Source organism: Atribacter laminatus (genome assembly GCF_015775515.1).
In the GTDB taxonomy this organism is placed as follows: domain Bacteria; phylum Atribacterota; class Atribacteria; order Atribacterales; family Atribacteraceae; genus Atribacter; species Atribacter laminatus.
The window spans coordinates 345,729-364,510 of record NZ_CP065383.1; the positions used below are offsets into that span (position 1 = coordinate 345,729).

Sequence of the window (18,782 nt, forward strand, 5' to 3'; positions counted from 1 at the left end):
CAATCTACTCCTTCCTTTTTTCCACATAATCAAGCCAATCGATATAAGTCTCCTCTTCTCCCCGAATCACTCTAAAAAATATCTCTTGTAATTGTCGGGTCACTGGACCTGGTTTTCCATCGCCAATTGGCCTCCCATCAATCTCAACAATTGGGGTTATTTCTGCTGCTGTTCCAGTAAAAAATGCTTCATCAGCCAGATAGAGGTCATCTCGAGTACAATGAGTTTCTCTGACATCGAATTCTAAGTCGAGGGCTAAGCGTATAACTGTATCCCGGGTAATCCCCAGTAATATTGAATAAGGATGGGGAGTATACAATACTCCATTTTTAACTATGAAAATATTTTCACCACTTCCTTCTGAAACAAATCCCTGCATATCCAAAAGGATAGCCTCATCATATCCTAATTCTTTCGCTTCGGTCTTTGCCAATGCTGAATTGAGATAGTTGGCACTGGTTTTTGCACGGGGAGAACTGGCATTCATTGAATTACGAGTATAGGATGAAATCTTCGCCCGAATTCCATGTTTTAACCCTTTTTCTCCCATATAGGCACCCCATCGCCAAACTGCTATTGCTGAAATCACCTCGCAACTAGTAGGATCAACACCCATTTCACCATAACCACGAAAGACCAAAGGCCTTATATAACATTCATCAACTTGGTTCTCACGGATAGTTTGAAGAGTTGCTTGATATAATTCATCATGACTGTAAGGGATGCACATTTTGATAATTCTTGCCGAGTCAAATAACCTTTGAATATGATCTCCTAGCCGAAACACCGCTGATCCCTGAAGGGTTTTATAACATCGGATTCCTTCAAACACCGACGTTCCGTAATGAAGGGCATGGGTTAATACATGGGTCGTCGCGTCCTTCCAATCGACAATTTTTCCATTCAACCAAATCGAAGATAATTCCTGCATTCAAACCACCCCGTAATTCTATTTATTATATTTTATTCAGAGTATAACACTCTTTTCGGTAAAATGAGCTATCCTCATTCGCACCTTTTAAAAAAATAACCAGATTTCATAAAAAATATTGCAAACTCATCAAAAACGAATACAATTAAAGAAGATGCGGGGGTGAAAACGACGTATTGGGACGAATATTACGAGTTGATACCACGTCATAAGCTTGAAAAAATTCAATTAAATCGTTTAAAAAGAGTTTTAATTCGTGCTTATCACAATCTTCCCTATTATCAACAAAAAATTGATCAAGCCGGTATTGATATTAATGATGTTCAATCACTTCATGACCTTCAACACCTTCCTTTCACGACGAAACAGGACTTAAGGAATGTTTATCCATTTGGCGCCATTGCTGAACCTTTAAAAAATATTGTTCGGATCCATTCATCTTCTGGTACCACTGGAACAGCAACGGTGGTTGGATACACCCGTAATGATATTGAAATCTGGTCTCAATTATTAGCCCGTACTCTTTGTGGATGCGGTGTTACCGAACAAGACACCATTCAAGTGGCTTTTGGATATGGTTTATTTACCGGAGGATTAGGAGTTCACTATGGAGCAGAAAAATTAGGCGCCACTGTTGTACCCATGTCTAGCGGGAATACTCTTCGTCAAATTCAAATATTAAAAGATTTCCGGATTTCAGTTTTATGTTGTACTCCATCTTATGCTCTTTATCTTTCAGAAACAGCCAAAGAAAACCAAATTGAATGGTCGCAAACTTCCTTTCGCTTGGGAATATTCGGTGCCGAACCTTGGTCTGAAGAGATGAGAATCGAAATTGAAAAAAAACTGCCAATTCGTGCTTTTGACATTTATGGATTAAGTGAAGTCATTGGCCCGGGAGTGGCATTCGAGTGTGAATTTCATCAAGGTCTTCATATTTCAGAAGATTGTTTTATACCGGAAATTGTTGACATTCACACTGGGAAGTCCTTACCTCCTGGTGAAATTGGTGAATTGGTTTTCACCACCCTAACCAAAGAAGGAACACCGGTAATCCGATATCGGACTGGTGACATTTCTTCTCTCAAATATGATGAATGCCAATGTGGTCGAACCATGGCGAGAATGGAACGGGTCACATCACGAACCGATGACATGCTTATAATCCGTGGAGTAAATGTTTACCCATCACAAATCGAAAGTGTCATCTTGAGTTTTGATGGAATTGAACCCTATTATCAAATTTTAATAAGCCGAGAAAATTATTTAGACAAAGTTGAAGTTGAGGTTGAAGTCTCATCAGAAATTTTTTCAGATGAAATTAAAGTTCTTGAAAACCTCAGAAAAAAAATTGAAGAGAAAATTAAATCTGAGCTGAATCTTTCCTGCTCGATAAAACTCATTAAGCCCAAAAGCATCACTCGTTCTGAGGGTAAAGCAAAGCGGGTTATCGACCTGCGGAAAAAAGAGGGATTCTCATGAAACAAATATCGGTTTTTTTAGAAAATAAACCAGGAAGTCTTCATGCGGTTTTAACCAAGCTGAAAGAATGGAATATCAATCTCCGCGCTTTATCATTAGCTGATACTGCGGATTTTGGAGTACTCCGCTTTATCGTTGAAAAACCAGAGCAACTGGTTGAGCAACTTCGCAAAGAAAACTTTACTGCCACTCTCACAGAAATATTGGTAGTCGGTGTTGATGATCGACCTGGAGGACTTTCTCAAATCGTTGAAGTGCTCACTTTAAATTCCATCTCCATTGAGTATCTCTATGCTTTTGTTTCTCCCGAAGGTCAAAAAGCCTATGTGGTGATGAGGGTTGAAGATGTCCAACGTGCTTCAAACATTTTGCGAGAAGCACAGGCATCCTTACTCGATGATATTAACATTTAAAAAAGCTTTTCAAGAGTATGGTTTCTGAACAGAAACCATAAGATAATATTTAAGCTAACCAACCAGTGACAGTGCAATAAGTATGTCACTGGTTGGTTAGTGACATTATGATGTTTTCAGCAATAGTCATTCCACCATTGGATTTTCCTTCCCAAACTTTTTGGCTAAAACTCTCGGCTGCTTTTTGATAACTTTGAATATTCAAAAGAGTATTTTCAAGGACCCGGGCCAGTTGCGAAGGTGTATCCCCCCCCGGAATCAATGCTTCTCGAAGGAGGAGTTTTTGTCGGTTTTCAATAAAATCCCGATTGGCTTGAATCGCATTTTCCTGCCAAGGTTCAATAGAGGGAATTCCTAAAAAAGCTGCCTGTTCAATAGCAGTACCGGCAAAACCAACCACTAAAGCTGATTGAGAAAGATGTTGAAAATAATCGCCTTGACTCCAAGTCATAAAAAAATGATGGTTTTTTAAAAGTGGCATCAAAAAAAACTGTATATCTTGAGTATCAACGCCTGGCGAAAAAACCAAATGGATCTCAAAGTCTTTAATGTATTGAGTATTCGTCTCTTTAAAAGCCTCGAAAAAAAATCCGAGATTATTTTTCCAATCCTTTCGGCTTCCAGGCAAAAAAACGATTTTCTTTCTATTCACTGCCTCTTTTTTAATATCTGGCCCTAAAAATCCTAAATATTCTGCAGTAATCCCCAACTGGAGAAACCATTGCTCAGTCAACCGGTCACGGGTATAGACCCTACGGCAACCATATCGGAAGAGATGTCGGGTCAATCGACCTAACCGCTCCAAAGGTTGATTACTTCTTTTTAATAACCAGGTATGGGCACAAGCCACCATATATAAATCTTTTTGTAAGAATAACTTATTCAATAATGGCGGGATAAAATCACCGATACCAATGACTGCATCAATTTTGTTTTTTATTCTTTTTAATTCGCGCAAAATAAACCCGCTATTCGGTAAAACCCCGCGAAAGTAATCTTCAATGAATCTTTTCGATTTTTGCCAAGCAGATCCTAAGTATACTCCTCCATTCGGCAAAGAAAAGGGTGGAACAATAACCGATACTAAATCCGGATATTGCGATCGGCACTGATAAAATTGCGCCCCTTCTCCGACCAGAGGAATAACCAAAAAAGTACTCGGTATTTTACACCCTCTAGTTAATTGAACGAGTTTTTCTAACAAAAGAGAGGCAAAAGAATCTTCTCCATATCCATTACTGAGTAGTAATAATGTTTTTGGCGACATTGAAAATTTAACCTTAATTAATAGATTTTTATTCTTTTTTAAAAAGATTATCTAAACTTAAAAAAATGCTGTTTACATATTGACCACAACTTTAATTGATTCAGCTTTATGTTCATGGGCAAAAAGTAATGCTTCCTGAGATTTTTCTAAAGGAAAGCGATGGGTAATCAATGATTTTAAATCCACTCGTCCTGAATTGAGCAAATCAACACAACCGGGATAGGCATTCGCATAACGGAAAATTCCTATTATATTCAGTTCTTTATCGATGGTTTTAATGATGTTAAAATTAAATTCAGATTGGGAAGGAAGACCAATTAAAACAACCCTTCCTCCTCTTTTCGTCACTTCAGCGGTCATTTGAGTCGTCGCAACACTTCCTGCTGTCTCAAAAACGACATGAACTCCTTTATTGCCGGTGAGATCTTGTACGGTCTTCACGACATCTTCTTTTTGAGAATTAATGGTGTGAAATGCTCCTAGTTCTTTTGCTTTTTGCAATCTCATATCAACAACATCAACTGCAATTACTTTCGTTATCCCTCTTGCTAAAAGTGATTCAATGGTTACCAAACCGATGGTACCACTTCCTAAAACTAACGCGGTTTGCCCCGGTTCAACTCGTGCTCTACGAGTAGCGTACATACCGACCGAAAGAGGTTCAACCAGAGCCGCTTCTTCAAAAGAAACCTGGTCAGCAATTGGGTAAGTAAAACCAGCAGGATGAGTAACATATTCGCAAAATGCTCCATCAATGGGAGGTGTTGCCCAAAAAATCACATCTGGACAAAGATTGTAACGGCCAACACGACAATTTTCACATTTGCCGCAGGGAATACCTGGTTCCATTGTTACTCGATCACCGGGCTTTAAATCTTTAACTCCAGCACCAATTTCGACAACTTCGCCAGAACACTCGTGACCTAATATAAAGGGAGGCTTAACAATATAGTCCCCAATCCGACCTTCGATAAAATAATGGACATCCGAGCCACAGACCCCAACGCTTTTTATTCGAACTAAAACTTCATCCTCTTTTGGTTTTGGAATGGGGATATTTTCAATTTCAACTTTTTTTATTCCTTTCATCACTGCAGCTTTCATTTGTTGAGACATAATTCATACCTCCTTTTTTGTTTATTATATTGATTCACATCTGTCCAAAATAGCTTTTTCATATTGAAAGGGGAGTCCCAATCGGGTAGATTGGTAATTGCAAGCTAACAAAAAACCCGAAAGGTGGCTTCCCCTATGAATAAGTGTAGCAGTGTTTTTGGTCAAATTCTACAAATATTTAACCGGTATGAATTTGAAAGAATGGTCAGGAAAACCCAATCTGAAAAAGGAAGCAAGGGTTTTAGTTCCTGGGATCAATTCGTTGCCATGTTGTTCTGTCAATTAGGTCAAGCCCATTCCCTCCGAGAGATCTGTGGAGGACTGGCGACGTGCCTGGGAAAAATAAAACACTTAGGAGTGAAAGGAGCTCCCCACCGGTCAACACTGGCTTATGCCAACGAACATCGACCCTGGGAGCTCTATCAAAACATGTTCTATGCTTTGTTAGAAAAGTGCCAACCCCTCCAGAAGGGAAAGAAAAAGTTCCGCTTCAAGAATCAGCTCTTGAGCTTGGATGCTTCAACCATTGAGCTGTGTAGCACTCTGTTTGACTGGGCTCGGTTTCGGCAAACCAAAGGAGCCGTGAAGCTTCATTTGCTTTTAGACCATGAAGGCTATCTTCCGGTCTTTGCCCTCATCACCGAAGGATGCGTTCATGAGGTCAATGTTGCCCGAGAGCTTACCTTCCCCAAAGGTTCAATCTTAGCCATTGATCGAGGTTATACTGACTATGCCCTCTTTGCCCACTGGACCGACACTGGGGTTTATTTCGTCACCAGACAGAAAGACAATGCCAGTTACCGGATCATTGAAGAACGAACCGTCCCCCACCACCGTAACATCCTTCACGATGAGATCATTACTTTTACTGGCTATTATGCCAAGCAACACTATCCTGGTCCTGTGCGACGAATCGAAGTGGATGACCGCGACAATAACCGAGTGATCGTTCTTCTGACCAACCACCTAGAATTTGGAGCCACCACCATTGCCCGTATTTACAAGGACCGCTGGCAGATTGAAACCTTCTTTAAGACCATCAAGCAAAACTTAAAGATCAAGACCTTTGTAGGAACCAGCCAGAATGCTCTCTTCATTCAGATTTGGACAGCACTCATCACCATCCTCCTTTTGAAGTATCTCCAGTTCCAATCAACCCGTGCCTGGTCGCTTTCAACCCTAGTCGCTTTGCTTCGTTACAATCTCTTTACCTATCGGGATTTGTGGACCTGGATCAACCATCCCTTTGAGGTTCCAGTGATTGTTCCAAATGTAACGGTGATTCCTATCCCCTTTCAATAATTTGGACAGCATCCGAAAAGAAAAAGGAGGAACCTGGTTTTGAAATGACTCATGAACCTGTCTTAAATGCTTGTGTGATAAGAGGTGATATTATGATTTCAGATTATTTTGGACAGCAGTGATATTGATTAATAATTAAATAAGTTTTCTAAATGTCTTTTATAACCTGGCAAATTCTCGATATCACCACTGGGACAATTTTCAGAATAACGAAGAATTCCATTTTTATCGATCATGAAAATTGCCCATTCTGCCAAGCCATTCCTTCCTTTCACTCCAAAAGCACGAATGGTATCACCGCTTACGTCGCTAAATAAAGGGTATATCAGCTCCATTTTAGTGGCATAATCTTTCTGAACATAAATACTATCCATACTAACGGCAAGGAATTTTCCACCAAGTTGGTTAATTGATTCCGATAGACGATTGCAATCAACTAAAGCTTTCTGGGCAATGGGGCTAGCAATTGAATCAAAAAAAAGAAGAACTGTCGGTGTTTCTTTCACTATCATAGAAAAACTCATTTTTTCTAAGTGAGTATCATAAAGAAAACCTTCTGGGAATGGATTTTTTAAACGAGGTTTGGATTGTGAGAAAAAACTCATAACTTCTTTCATAAAAACTGGCAAATCATTGGGCCCTTGAGCGGTAAGAATGTTCCCATCAACCACAGTTTGATAATCGACATATTCACCACCAGCATTCACAATATCATCACGAATAGCTCGATTCCCAGTAATTCTTTTCCCCCGAACAACATCTGCAGAAATTAAAACACTTGGTCCATGGCAAAGTGCCCCAATTAGTTTTCCCTGTTGAAAAGTCTCTTTTACTAAATTTATAATTGCTGGATAACGTCGTAAATAGTCGGGGGCAAACCCTCCCGGAATAATTATTCCATCAAAATCTCGTGATGTTATCGAAGAAGCGGTTGTCTCGGGTTTTGCTGGAAAACCATTTCTTCCGGAATATAAATCGGATGATCCTGTACCTACTAACTTGGTCTCTATTCCCTCTTCTTTGAGCCGAAGTAAAGGGTACCAGAGTTCCAATTCTTGATATAAATTCTCAATAAAAATCATTATCCTCCGATTATTCAATTGGCTCAATCTCCTTCATGATTCAATATAAATTATCTACCAAGTTCTTTTTTTATTCCCAATAAAATCGCATAATGTTTTTTCTCCTCCTGAACAACCTTCTTCAACCATTCTTTTTTATTTTCTGGAATCATGACTTCCATGCTTTCATAAAAACGTACACTTTCCTTTTCAACCTGCATACCAACTTCTAATGCTTTTTCCACACTGTTATCACCTTGAGTTAGATCGATACCCTGTAATACTTTTCCAAGCACACCATTTTCAATCAATGATCCAAGGTAGTTAACTGTTTCATCCATGGTGTCGGGAACAAAATCAATTTGAGTATTTAAGTCATCCTTGGTATTTTGAAAGTATTCCAAATGCTTTTTTTCTTCTTCACTTAAAAAAATAAATATTTCTCTTGATTTTTGATCAGAAGTTTTCTTGGAAAGGTTTTCATAGAAAGCTATTCCTCTCCTTTCTAACTCAACAGCCATTTCTAATACCTCATCCGCAGAAAATTGCATGGCCATAAATATCACCCCTTCATAATCACTCTTTTTAATTGTAACATGAAAACCTCTTTATACAGCACTTAAAAACTTATATTTCTTTCAAAAAAGCCACAGGTCAAACAACCGCGCCTGGTAGCTATGAAAAAACCGTATTTTTGTCATCTTGTTTATTTCCTACTAAGGACAAATGATTGAGAAGGAGCAAGGGGTTTGGCTTTTGTTTCTTTTCCCTTGAGAAGAGAAGGTCTGGATGAAAGTGAATCAACAATAAAGTTTTATTTCGGTTTATGTTATGATTAGGCAAAAGCGAAAGGAATCACCATATGGGAACTATCAAAAAACCAAATCCAGTCAAATTTTTTATTGCTGTCCTTTTTGAAAACATTTCAGTTCTTGAGTCAATAATTCCTCAGTTAGAAAAAGAATTTGGTCCAATCCAGTGGAAAAGCCCAATTATCGATTTTACCCACACCAATTACTATCAAAAAATTGGTGAGAAACTAAAAAGGATTTTTCTGGTCTTTCAAAAACTTATTGATCCAGAGGATTTAGCCAGTCATAAAGTATTAACCAATCAGCTTGAGTCCCAAACCGGAGATACCCATGTAGCCAGAAGGATTAATCTCGACCCTGGTTATTTTGACGGGGGTAAAATCATCCTGGCTACCACCAAAAACTTTTCTCATCGTGTATATATAGGAAAGGGAATCTATGCTGAAGCAACCATCCGATGGGAAAAAGGAGATTTTCGACCTTTCGAATACACCTATCCCGATTATGCCAGCAAAGAATACCGACCTTCTCTCATCCAAATTCGGAAACTCTACAGAGAAGATCTATCTCGAGCTTCTATCAATGAGTCAGTTCAAAGATCCCTCCCAAATATTTGATAATAATAAGAACTATTTTTAAGCAGCTCTTGATGGGCTCCTATATCCTGAATCTCTCCGTCTTTGATCAAAACGATTCGATCTAAATCTTTAACCATTCTTAAAGAATGAGCAATCAGAATAACGATTTTATCCTTTCCGATGTGGTTGTGAATAGTATCCAAAATATAATCTTCAGATTCTGGATCAAGGCTGGAAGTCGCTTCATCTAAAACCAGGATAGGTGGATTTTTTAAGAGAGCCCGAGCAATGGCAATTCGTTGTTTTTGTCCACCCGAAAGTCTCTTCCCCAAATCACCCAGGTCAGTATCGTAGCTGTTTTCCAAACGGACAATAAACTCATGGGCGTGCGCCCGTTGAGCTGCATCAATTACTTCATCCATTGAGGCATTCAAGTTTCCATAGAGAATATTTTCTCGAACTGTTCCACCGAGAACCAATGAATCTTGAAGAACCACACCTATTTGTTGACGAAGGGACGACATTTTAATTTTTCGAATATCAACACCATCAACTTCAATTCTTCCTTGATCGGGGTCATAAAATCGAAGAAGAAGATTAAGGAGGGTGGTTTTCCCCGCGCCGCTAGGGCCAACAATTCCAATCTTTTCTCCCTTGGGAATTTGGAGAGAAAAATTTTTTAATATCACTTCTCCTCCATAAGAAAAATAGATATCTTTTAAATTGATCTCCTGATTAACACTATGAATAGGTACCGATTCGGGAAGGTCCTGAATTCGGGGAGCAGTATCAAGAATTTCAAATATTCTTTCAGCTGATGCTAAACTTTGCTGCAAGCTTTGAATACCATTGGAAATATGAGAAAGAGGAGCTGCTGCTGTCGCAATATACCCCAAAAAAGCCACCAATCCTCCCGGGGTAAGTTTTCCAAATACGACTTCTCGTCCTCCAAACCAGATCATTATAGTTAAACCAACCGATGAAACCAATTCAACCAAAGGAGTTAAAAGGGCTTTAGCCTTGGCTTGTTTCATTGCCAAATAAAAATTCAGTTCATTCTCTTTTTCGAATTTTTCTACCTCATAATGGCCGCTGACATAAGATTGAATTATTTTAATACCCGAAACCGTTCTTTCAATGAGTTGGGTTAAGACTGCAGTTTTCGACTGTAAAAGATGTGAGGCACCTCGTATTTTTTTTCCCAAATAATCTATGCTCAATCCTACCAAGGGAAAAACCACAATGGAAAGAGTGGTGAGTTTCCAGTTAATGTAAAAACATACTCCAATTGAACCAATCAGAATGAGAAGGTCCATAAAAATATTCATAAAAGTATGAGAAAATAGGTTTTGTATATTCGTTACATCATTGGTCATACGGGAAATAATGTCCCCGGTTGGGTTTTCTTGAAAAAACGATGCCGATAGAGAATAAATGTGTTGATATAATTCAGAACGGAGCTTGGTAATAACACGAAAACCAGCTTTGGAAACCCAAAGATTCTGAATATAAGAAGTGAGTCCTTTAATAAAAAATATAAAAACAATTCCAAAAGTTATGAATAATAATAATAACAGGTCCTTTTGAATAAGAACTCGATCAATAATAATCTTTACCAGCCAGGGAAAAATGAGGCTTATACCTGCTCCTAAGATTCCCATAATGAGCGCTCCAGCCACCAACCCACCGTAAGGTTTGAGGTAGTTGAGTAGCCTAAAGAGACTTTTCCCTTTTATCATAAAAATTCTCCTGGATTAATTGAGTTAAAACTGAATCGGCTGTTGTTGGAAACTCGTCTTCTGGTATTTCATAATCGAAATCTGAATCATGAATCATATTTTCTATTTTCCTTACCACATCTTCAGGACAAACCTTCCCCCGCAATTCAGGAAAAATTTCTCTGTTCATTAAAATGTTTGGCAAGGATACCCACTTTTTTTGACTATTCATTGAATAAATTATCTTTTTTTTAATGATAGGACCTATTCCAGGTATTTTTCCAATAAATTCTGGGATTCCAGTCAATGGTATGTTTTGACTATTCGCTTCCAAAGGTAAAATGATCAAAGCTTTCTTCTTCCGATAAAATAATTCCAAATTAGAAGACCCAGGAATGGCAATAGCAACATCAGCTTGGTTCATTAAGTGAGAGGTTACACCAAAATAAAATGGCATTTCCAATTCTCCCCAATCATCGGCTGGCACATCTTTTGTCGAATAATGTTCAGGAAAACCAACTACTGATGAGGATTTGGGAAAAATTGGAAGTAATAAACGGGCAATTTTTTTATAAAAAGGAATGAGATAATCGTAAGCAAATAACCGACTCCCTGGAAGAAACAATATTCGAGGCTCACCATGACAAAAAAAACGGTTTTCCTGCTCGGTTGGGTATTTTTTCTGTATAACATAAGAATAAAGCAAATCACCAACAAATTTCTTTTGAGGAAATTGATACTGTTCATAATCGCGAAGAAAACGAGCTAAATATAGATCTACATACTTTGGCCAGCGTAAATGGCTCCCATAAACCCATAGAGGATATCCACTCCTCTTCTTAAGAAGGACAGCGTTATAAATATCTCCGCCCAAAAAAAGGATTAAACCCTGTCGTGGAAAGGGTAAAGGTTTTTTCCCCCAACAAATCTGTTTGGTCTCTGACGGTAAAAATACTTTGGCAATGGAATGGTTTTCTTGAATGACCTTTTGTTCATAACCTGTACTAAATTGACAGGGTGTTAAAAATATCCATATTTGGATTGGCAACTTACTGGCAATGATCGAATTCATTAAGGTCAAAGCCCAATAATAAAGCTCTCCAGGACCATTTACCGTTATCATGACCACCGGTCGATTATCAAAGATAATTTTCAATCACCTCAACAACTTGAGAGTAGGTATCCCCGTGAGTTAAAATCTTCCTGATTTCTTGAGCATTTTTTTGCGTAGAACTGTCTCCTGGACTATCATTAATGAGTCTTTCCATAGCTTGAGATAGATTTTCACTATTAAAATCCTTCTGAATCAACTCGGGACAAACTTCCCTATTCAGGAGGATATTTGGTAAACCAATAAACCTCTTTTTTAAAAATAACCGTGCTAAAAAATAGGTCAAATTTGACAATCGATAGACAATAATCTGTGGTATTCCCATCATGGCGACTTCCAAGGTTATTGTACCAGAACAACTTACGCTGAGTGAACTTCCTTGCAAAACCTGGTATAAGTCCTCTCTAGTCTTTAGGTTTATTGGTAATCCCGATAATTGCTTTTCAACCATATTTTTGTAATGTTCACTGGCTAATACCAGAAAAAAATCGTAATCGGGATGCCGATTGATAAAACCAACCAAGGCTTTTTTTAATATTTTTAGATATTCATTAATTTCCTTTTTCCGACTCCCTGGCAGAAAAACTATTTTCTTGTTGGTCTTATTTGAATCAATAGAATCAAAAAGAGGAATTTTTAATGCGACTGGATGGCCAACCCATTTTACTTGAGCTTGACCGCCCTTAAAATAATTATCCTCCCAAGGAAAAATAGTAAAAATCCAATCTGCATATTGAGAAAGTAGAGTTGCTCTCCGTTGATTCCAAACCCATACTTGTGGAGGTATAAAATAAATGACTGGAATGCCAATTTGGTGACATAAGCGAATAATTCTAAGGTTAAAACCCGGGTTATCTATAAGAATAACCACTGATGGAGAAATGCCCTTGAGAATTTTTGCTGTCTTATCCCAGACCGCTTTCCACTGACGTAAGGTTGTAAGTAGCTCTAAAAAACCAAAAGTAGCAATAGCAGTCGTGTCATAAATTAAGTTGGCACCAGCTTGAACAACACTCTCTCCTCCAAGCGCAAACACCTCCAAATCACATCTTTCCTTGAGGCGTTTAATAATTTCACCAGCGTAAAAGTCGCCTGATATCTCTCCGGTTGAAATAAAAATAGATTTTTTCGGTTTCATGGGTTTGCTATTGATACGCCTACCACACCAACTTCGAGTTCATTAGCTGTTTCCACAACTTCGTCTCGCTGGATAAGAAGAGTCTTTTCGTGTTCGATAGCAATTATTCCTCCACCATGGTAACCCAAAGTCTGAATGGTTTGAGCTCCTATCGTTGGAACATCGATTAAAAAATTTTGCTGGGTCCTCGCCACCTTAATCACAACAACGTTTCCTTTCCCAATCAAAGCTCCCCTTTTAATGGCTTCATTCGTCCCTTCAGCAGCCTCAACTGCCAATATTGCCTTTCTTTTTATAACTAAAGTTTGCCCTATTTCATTATCGGCTAAATATTTCGCAATTTCTAAACCGTAATGGATATCCTCCCATTCATTTTCATTCGGAACTCGACGGGTTAAATTCCCTAACGGGGTTAAATGTCCTCTCAGAAATTCAACGGGGGAAATGAATTGTATGCCTTGTTGCTTTAACTCTTGAAAAATCGCATTTAAAACTTGATCATCACGAAAACTTGAGAGTTGATTAATGAATTGCTTCAGATCGTTATGAATCAAATTTTCCTGAAATAAACAAGATCGAGGAATTTTACCCGACAAGCATAAATAGTTGGTTTGATAGGTTCTCATAAATTGGAGGAGAGTATTTATGGAAAATTCATCCATGAGATGATGGGGTACTTCCGACTGATTATAGTTGAGAAATCGAAACCCAACCCAATTGACATCGATATTCTTTTCCCGAGCATTTTGATAAACTATTGCTGGAATCGATCCCTCCCCGGCTACTAACAAAAGCTTTTTAATAAACATCGTTCAGCCGTTTCTCTTGAATAAATCGGGTGATTCCTCGTCGACCTTGAGAAAAAAAGTTTATTATTTCTGCAACATATTCGCCGGTAAAATCCCTTTGGATGGCTTCGAGAAGTTCTGGTAGATTTCCATGTCTTTCAAATATTATTGAATAGATCTTTTTTATCTGATCTCTTTCCGCTTTTGAGTACCCGTGTCTTCTCAATCCAACAACATTAAGGCCAAAAAGACGAGCTGGGTGTCCGTCAGCAAGAGTAAATGGGGGGACATCCATGACAATTTTCGATAAACCGCCCAACATAGAAAGCTTACCAATTCTTACAAACTGGTGAACTCCCACAAATCCGCTTAAAGTCGCCATATCGTTCACTTCTACGTACCCGGCTAACGAAGCGTTGTTTGCCATGGTTACCTCATTTCCTAATCGGCAATTGTGGGCTATGTGACAATATGACATAATATAGCACTTTCTTCCGATTCGGGTTTCATTCCCCTTTCCCGTCGCTCGATGTATTGTAGAAAATTCACGAATAACCGTTTCATCCCCTATCCATACCTCAGTTTCCTCGCTTTGATAGGAGAGGTCTTGGGGAGGTGTGCCGATTACAACATGATGTCCTATAATACACTTCGATCCAATATGCACCTTTCCTTCCAAAATAACTCCACTCCCAATCGATGTCCCCTCACCAATGGTTACGTCCTTCCCAATGATTGAATAAGGTCCAACCTTAACATCTTCAGCAATAATCGCTCCTTCTTCAATAATCGCTCTTGCATCTCTATTCATCCAATAACCTCGCCTTCTTTGCTATCAGTTTGACCATTTGATGATTCAAGCTGTGTCCAGAACGTATTCCGATAAAATGACCGATAATTCTACGGCCAATCAACATGAGATCGCCAATGAGATCAATAATTTTATGATAGGCCGGTTCTCCTTCAACGCTAAACTTTTTATCCGATTGTCCCTTTTCATCAAGAATCAAGGCTGATTCTCTGACTCCTTTCCCGAGACCAGTTTGGATTATATGTTGAACCTCATCTTGGAAAGCAAAGGTTCGCGCTTTAGCAATTTGGCAAAATTTTCCTTCATTTTCAGAAAAAGTCATACATAAAGCAAAGGCTGACCCAAAAAAATAATCTAATAAATAAGTTATTTTAAAAACATCACTTGGCAAAGCAAACAGATACCGTCCATGATTTCCTACTTCAAGTACCTCTTGTATTTGATAGTAAGCTCGATTGTGTTTTTGCTCTTTTATACCCACTCGATTAAAATTCTTTACCCAAAAAGAGCAACTTCCTTCTCCAGCCGGGAGTTCTTCGCCCTCAACTTTAACCAAAAGATTATCCACATCTGCACCCCATGATGCAGCTAAAAAATGCTCTATCGTTGAAAGAGAAATACCATCTTTAGTTAGTGTTGAATTTCGATTACCAGAATGAAGCTGATTATAATTGGCAGGGATTATTCCGTCTTTTTGATTCTGAAAAACCTGGAATACAATGCCCTGGTCTACTTCTGCGGGATGAACCTCAACTCGGGTATCTCTGCCTGAATGTAAACCTTTCCCAATAATTGAAAAAGAACCAGAGATAGTTTTTTGCTTCTTTGCAGAAATTAAGATTTGAACACTTTTTTCTCCAAATTCTTGATTCTTTGCCATAAATCCGGTAATTTCCGTAATAGCACCTTCTCTTTCATTTCAGTTTTATGGTCCTGAGCGGGAAAGCCTGAAACCATTTGATCATCAGGTATCGAATTGACTACTCCAGATCGTGCGGCTAAACGGACACGGTTCCCAATTTTTCCATGATCAACAACACCACATTGACCTGCCATGATGACATCATCACCCAGACTACTACTTCCTGCTATCCCAGATTGGGCAACAATTATACAGTTCTTACCGATTTTAACATTGTGGGCAATCATAACCAAATTATCAATCTTGGTACCTGTTCCGATCCTGGTTTCTCCCAAGGTCGCCCGGTCAACAGTTGAATTTGCTCCAATTTCGACATCGTCTTCCAAAATAACTTTACCTACATGGGGAACTTTTAAATAAACATCTCCATATTTTTCATAACCGAAGCCATCTCCACCAATGATGACTCCACTTTGAAGAATGACTCGATCACCAAGAATACAATTTTCTCGAACAACTGTCTGCGGATATATTAAACAACTCTTTCCAATCCGTGATCCCTTTCCTATGTAAACCTGAGGAAAGATAATGGTATCATCAGCAATAACGACATCGGTTTCAATACAAGCTCCTGAACCAATTGACACCCTTTCTCCAATCTTTGCCTGAGGATGTATAAAAGCTGTTGGGTGGATACCTGGTTCGGGATAATCTTGAGAATAAAATTTTGGAAGTAGTTTAATAAAAGCTAAACGGGGATTTTCAACGAAAATAAGATTTTTGGCACGAATATCCATTCCTTCTTTACAAACAATAACCTCGGGGATAGAAGAAATCGAGCCGGATATTTTTTGTTGATGAAATAAAAACACCAAATTCCCCGAAGTTATATTGTCTATAGTACCGATACCAAAAACTTCAAATTCGGGGTCACCAACCAGGTGACCACCGATGTAAGACATAATTTCTTTAATTTTCAAAGAATTTCACTTCATTCTCAGGTCAATTGTTCAAAGTCTTCAATTTTTCAATAACTTTATCAGTGATATCAGTCCCACCATATAGAACAACCGGCATGTCAACCGCTTCATTCTGACTGACTGGAACTCGAATTTGAGTCCGAATAACTAAAGAGAGCTTCATCGATTCGGCAACTGCTTTTATTGAGTCAATCACATCACTATATCTCTGATTAATCAGCTCTTGCCTTTGTTTTAGCATTTCTTCTCCAACCGGAGCCCATTCAATATTCATTTGATCTTCTAATTCACGAACCTCTTCCCTGGTCTTCCCTTTCCCTTTCTCGTTAAGGTCTTGTTGTCTTTTCTGCTTTTCTTCAACAAATTGTCTTTCCAAATCAATAATTTTCTGGGTATTGGGATGAGCATTAAATAATTTCTCAACATCAATGAGACCTATATTTTGGGAGGTTGTTGCCGCCCACGAAAAATTTCCCACCACAAGAAGCGACATAACCACCAGTAATCCAATGCATAGTACCTGCTTTTTCATAATAAAGACACTTCTCCTTTCTTTCTCTCAAAAGGGCTATAATCCCTTCACGATGCTTTTTTAGCTAATTGAATTTCTTTTAAAAAGTTTGACCAATACTAAAGTAAGTTTGTCCTCCTTCTTCCCCTAAACCATAATCTAAGCGTATTGGTCCAAGGGGTGTATCGAATCGCAGACCAACCCCATAACCAAATTTAATGTCATCAAGTCGGATTGGTTCATCCAAAGCCCAGGCATAACCAGCATCACCAAAGACGACCAATTGTGTATTGTCAGCGACATCCCAACGGTATTCAGCATTAAAAACCAGCATCTGTTCGCCTTCAAATTCGGCAAGGTCATACCCTCGTAGGGTATTTACTCCACCAACCGTGAACTTTTCATATTCAGGTAAGGTCGTATCGGCTATCCCTCCCATCAAACGAAGGGCGAGAACCGTATCCTGGCCAGTATCGATATAATTTCTCAAATCCAAAATGTATTTATTATAATTATTATCTCCGCCTAAAAATCGACCGGCAATTTCTGCTTGAGCAATTCCATACCATCCATTATGAGGATTAAAAACATCATCTCGAGTATCATAAATGATCATTGGGGTAAGAGAATTGGTAATGCCTCCTCGGTTAGGAACTTCTCCTTCCAAAGCAGTGATCTTTATATTTTCAGTCTTGTAGCTTAGTCTCCATCTCCAATAATCAGAAAATCTCCTTCCAAAAGAAACTTGGCCACCAACTCTTTCTTCTTCATAACGACCAATAATTTCTCCTTCTTCCCGATTTTTTCTCTCACGTATTTGATCATAAACTGAGAGAGAAAAGTAAGTTGGCGTATCAAAAAGCCAAGGTTCTTCAAAATAGAGCCGATATAAAGTCCTTGATCCAAATTCATACCGAAGTTCCAGTTTCTGGGCATTTCCACCAAAATTACTTTCTTGGTAGCGAACAAAACCCAACCAGCCATCTTCGGTGTTATATCCAACTCCCAAACCCGCTTCACCGGTTAATTTTTCAATCACTTTTATAACAATAATGACTTGGTTCGAATCGCTACCGGGTTCAATTTTCATACTAATATCATCAAAAAAACCTAAGTTGTAAACCGCCCTCATGCTTTTTTTGATTTCAGAAAAGTCAAACTTGGTTGGGGTTTCGAAAGATAATTCACGAATAATAACATAATCTTTGGTCTTCTCGGTTCCTTCAATTTTAATTTGTTCAATAATCCCTTCATGAAGGGTGAATTTCAAAATGCCATCCGTAGAAAAATCTGTACCATCTACTGCAGTGATCATATAACCATTATTGCTATACAAGGCTTTTATTCGGTCTAAATCGTTTTGGAATATCTTCCAATTCATGACCTGACCAGGCACTAAAATCATTGCCGATCGGATTTCCTCAATGGTCATTTGGGTGTTCCCCTGGATCTCAATCTCCCTTAAAATTTGATTTTCTTCAACTTTAAATATCAGTTCGATTCCATCTGGATATTGCTTGGTATCAACCCAAACCTTGGTAAAATAACCAAGATCAAATATCGATTTAATATCATTTTTAATTTTTTCTTGATTGAATGATTCTTTGAGGGATATTGAAACTGCCGATAAAATAAGCTGGCTATTGATATTAGTATTACCCTCAACACGTATGGCGACTATGGGAGGACCATTTTGTGCCCATGACATTTGACTTATTGGAGCTAAAAGAAAAAAGATGAGAATAAAACCGATCAAAAATATCTCTAAATGACGATATCGCATAGAATCCCATTCCCTCCATTTCTATTTTCAATTTGAACCCAGTTGACAAGATGTTTCATGCAATCAACTCTCAGTTTAATATTTAGTTCCTTCATTCCCAATTATTTCTATTATTAAA

Annotated in this window: 18 protein-coding genes; 4 read left to right on the plus strand and 14 right to left on the minus strand. The window is 38.4% G+C overall.

Translation table 11 applies throughout. The annotated features are described in order from the left end of the window. Positions 1-4 precede the first annotated feature (4 nt). Positions 5-931, minus strand: a complete 927-nt coding sequence (ilvE, locus tag RT761_RS01700; protein ID WP_218112371.1) for a branched-chain-amino-acid transaminase — start codon at positions 929-931, stop codon at positions 5-7. Positions 932-1,093: 162 nt separating this feature from the next. Between ilvE and RT761_RS01705 the strand changes: the two genes are divergently transcribed. Further along, complete coding sequence (locus RT761_RS01705; RefSeq protein WP_246465176.1) at positions 1,094-2,413, plus strand: phenylacetate--CoA ligase family protein; 1,320 nt, start codon at positions 1,094-1,096, stop codon at positions 2,411-2,413. Next, the gene (locus tag RT761_RS01710; protein ID WP_218112372.1) at positions 2,410-2,826 is read left to right on the plus strand and encodes an ACT domain-containing protein; all 417 of its coding nucleotides are present in this window, start codon (positions 2,410-2,412) and stop codon (positions 2,824-2,826) included. The genes RT761_RS01705 and RT761_RS01710 overlap by 4 nt, the downstream gene beginning before the upstream one ends. An 85-nt stretch (positions 2,827-2,911) precedes the next feature. Here the strand turns inward: RT761_RS01710 and RT761_RS01715 are convergent, their stop codons facing one another. Further along, positions 2,912-4,093 carry a glycosyltransferase family protein gene (locus RT761_RS01715; RefSeq protein ID WP_218112373.1) on the minus strand — a complete coding sequence of 394 codons (1,182 nt, stop codon included), beginning with the start codon at positions 4,091-4,093 and terminating at the stop codon, positions 2,912-2,914. Positions 4,094-4,165: 72 nt separating this feature from the next. Beyond that, positions 4,166-5,209, minus strand: coding sequence for an NAD(P)-dependent alcohol dehydrogenase (locus tag RT761_RS01720; RefSeq protein WP_218112374.1), 1,044 nt, complete (start codon positions 5,207-5,209; stop codon positions 4,166-4,168). A 135-nt stretch (positions 5,210-5,344) separates the two neighbouring features. Here RT761_RS01720 and RT761_RS01725 point away from each other — a divergent pair, with 135 nt between their 5' ends. Beyond that, entirely contained in the window at positions 5,345-6,511 is a 1,167-nt protein-coding gene (locus tag RT761_RS01725; RefSeq protein ID WP_218112375.1) for an IS4 family transposase, read from the plus strand. 128 nt (positions 6,512-6,639) lie between these two features. Here the strand turns inward: RT761_RS01725 and RT761_RS01730 are convergent, their stop codons facing one another. Together RT761_RS01730 and RT761_RS01735 are read right to left on the minus strand one after the other, a co-directional pair. Continuing rightward, positions 6,640-7,611, minus strand: a complete 972-nt coding sequence (locus RT761_RS01730) for a DJ-1/PfpI/YhbO family deglycase/protease (RefSeq protein WP_218112376.1) — start codon at positions 7,609-7,611, stop codon at positions 6,640-6,642. A gap of 32 nt (positions 7,612-7,643) precedes the next feature. Continuing rightward, positions 7,644-8,129 carry a ferritin family protein gene (locus RT761_RS01735; protein WP_218112377.1) on the minus strand — a complete coding sequence of 162 codons (486 nt, stop codon included), beginning with the start codon at positions 8,127-8,129 and terminating at the stop codon, positions 7,644-7,646. Positions 8,130-8,434: 305 nt separating this feature from the next. Here RT761_RS01735 and RT761_RS01740 point away from each other — a divergent pair, with 305 nt between their 5' ends. Beyond that, positions 8,435-9,001 (plus strand): DUF4416 family protein, encoded by a 567-nt coding sequence (locus tag RT761_RS01740; protein WP_218112378.1) that lies wholly within the window; start codon positions 8,435-8,437, stop codon positions 8,999-9,001. Here RT761_RS01740 and RT761_RS01745 read toward each other — a convergent pair. From RT761_RS01745 to RT761_RS01785, 9 genes are all read right to left on the minus strand, one after another. Then, a complete protein-coding gene (locus RT761_RS01745; RefSeq protein ID WP_218112379.1) occupies positions 8,977-10,701 on the minus strand; it encodes an ABC transporter ATP-binding protein in 1,725 nt (574 codons plus the stop codon). The two genes, RT761_RS01740 and RT761_RS01745, sit on opposite strands and share 25 nt — an antisense overlap. Beyond that, entirely contained in the window at positions 10,676-11,836 is a 1,161-nt protein-coding gene (locus RT761_RS01750) for a glycosyltransferase family protein (protein WP_218112380.1), read from the minus strand. The genes RT761_RS01745 and RT761_RS01750 overlap by 26 nt, the downstream gene beginning before the upstream one ends. Then, complete coding sequence (gene lpxB / locus RT761_RS01755; RefSeq protein WP_218112381.1) at positions 11,820-12,929, minus strand: lipid-A-disaccharide synthase; 1,110 nt, start codon at positions 12,927-12,929, stop codon at positions 11,820-11,822. Before lpxB ends, RT761_RS01750 begins: the two co-directional genes overlap by 17 nt. After that, on the minus strand, positions 12,926-13,738 hold the full coding sequence (locus RT761_RS01760) for an LpxI family protein (RefSeq protein WP_218112382.1): 813 nt from the start codon (positions 13,736-13,738) through the stop codon (positions 12,926-12,928). Before RT761_RS01760 ends, lpxB begins: the two co-directional genes overlap by 4 nt. Further along, positions 13,728-14,528, minus strand: coding sequence for an acyl-ACP--UDP-N-acetylglucosamine O-acyltransferase (gene lpxA / locus RT761_RS01765; RefSeq protein WP_218112383.1), 801 nt, complete (start codon positions 14,526-14,528; stop codon positions 13,728-13,730). The genes RT761_RS01760 and lpxA overlap by 11 nt, the downstream gene beginning before the upstream one ends. Next, positions 14,521-15,408 (minus strand): UDP-3-O-acyl-N-acetylglucosamine deacetylase, encoded by an 888-nt coding sequence (lpxC, locus tag RT761_RS01770; RefSeq protein WP_218112384.1) that lies wholly within the window; start codon positions 15,406-15,408, stop codon positions 14,521-14,523. Before lpxC ends, lpxA begins: the two co-directional genes overlap by 8 nt. Continuing rightward, the gene (gene lpxD, locus RT761_RS01775; RefSeq protein WP_218112385.1) at positions 15,363-16,370 is read right to left on the minus strand and encodes a UDP-3-O-(3-hydroxymyristoyl)glucosamine N-acyltransferase; all 1,008 of its coding nucleotides are present in this window, start codon (positions 16,368-16,370) and stop codon (positions 15,363-15,365) included. The genes lpxC and lpxD overlap by 46 nt, the downstream gene beginning before the upstream one ends. A 22-nt stretch (positions 16,371-16,392) precedes the next feature. Continuing rightward, positions 16,393-16,902: an OmpH/Skp family outer membrane protein gene (locus RT761_RS01780; protein ID WP_218112386.1), complete on the minus strand. Its 510-nt coding sequence runs from the start codon at positions 16,900-16,902 to the stop codon at positions 16,393-16,395. A gap of 79 nt (positions 16,903-16,981) precedes the next feature. Then, a complete protein-coding gene (locus tag RT761_RS01785) occupies positions 16,982-18,664 on the minus strand; it encodes a BamA/OMP85 family outer membrane protein (protein ID WP_218112387.1) in 1,683 nt (560 codons plus the stop codon). Positions 18,665-18,782 lie beyond the last annotated feature (118 nt).

Excerpts from the sequence above, each read along its gene's own strand:
- ilvE (WP_218112371.1), bottom strand. The coding sequence starts at position 931 with ATGCAGGAATTATCTTCGATTTGGTTGAATGGAAAAATTGTCGATTGG.
- RT761_RS01710 (WP_218112372.1), top strand. The coding sequence starts at position 2,410 with ATGAAACAAATATCGGTTTTTTTAGAAAATAAACCAGGAAGTCTTCAT.
- RT761_RS01715 (WP_218112373.1), bottom strand. The coding sequence starts at position 4,093 with ATGTCGCCAAAAACATTATTACTACTCAGTAATGGATATGGAGAAGAT.
- RT761_RS01720 (WP_218112374.1), bottom strand. The coding sequence starts at position 5,209 with ATGTCTCAACAAATGAAAGCTGCAGTGATGAAAGGAATAAAAAAAGTT.
- RT761_RS01725 (WP_218112375.1), top strand. The coding sequence starts at position 5,345 with ATGAATAAGTGTAGCAGTGTTTTTGGTCAAATTCTACAAATATTTAAC.
- RT761_RS01735 (WP_218112377.1), bottom strand. The coding sequence starts at position 8,129 with ATGGCCATGCAATTTTCTGCGGATGAGGTATTAGAAATGGCTGTTGAG.
- RT761_RS01740 (WP_218112378.1), top strand. The coding sequence starts at position 8,435 with ATGGGAACTATCAAAAAACCAAATCCAGTCAAATTTTTTATTGCTGTC.
- RT761_RS01745 (WP_218112379.1), bottom strand. The coding sequence starts at position 10,701 with ATGATAAAAGGGAAAAGTCTCTTTAGGCTACTCAACTACCTCAAACCT.
- lpxB (WP_218112381.1), bottom strand. The coding sequence starts at position 12,929 with ATGAAACCGAAAAAATCTATTTTTATTTCAACCGGAGAGATATCAGGC.
- RT761_RS01760 (WP_218112382.1), bottom strand. The coding sequence starts at position 13,738 with ATGTTTATTAAAAAGCTTTTGTTAGTAGCCGGGGAGGGATCGATTCCA.
- lpxA (WP_218112383.1), bottom strand. The coding sequence starts at position 14,528 with ATGAATAGAGATGCAAGAGCGATTATTGAAGAAGGAGCGATTATTGCT.
- lpxC (WP_218112384.1), bottom strand. The coding sequence starts at position 15,408 with ATGGCAAAGAATCAAGAATTTGGAGAAAAAAGTGTTCAAATCTTAATT.
- RT761_RS01780 (WP_218112386.1), bottom strand. The coding sequence starts at position 16,902 with ATGAAAAAGCAGGTACTATGCATTGGATTACTGGTGGTTATGTCGCTT.
- RT761_RS01785 (WP_218112387.1), bottom strand. The coding sequence starts at position 18,664 with ATGCGATATCGTCATTTAGAGATATTTTTGATCGGTTTTATTCTCATC.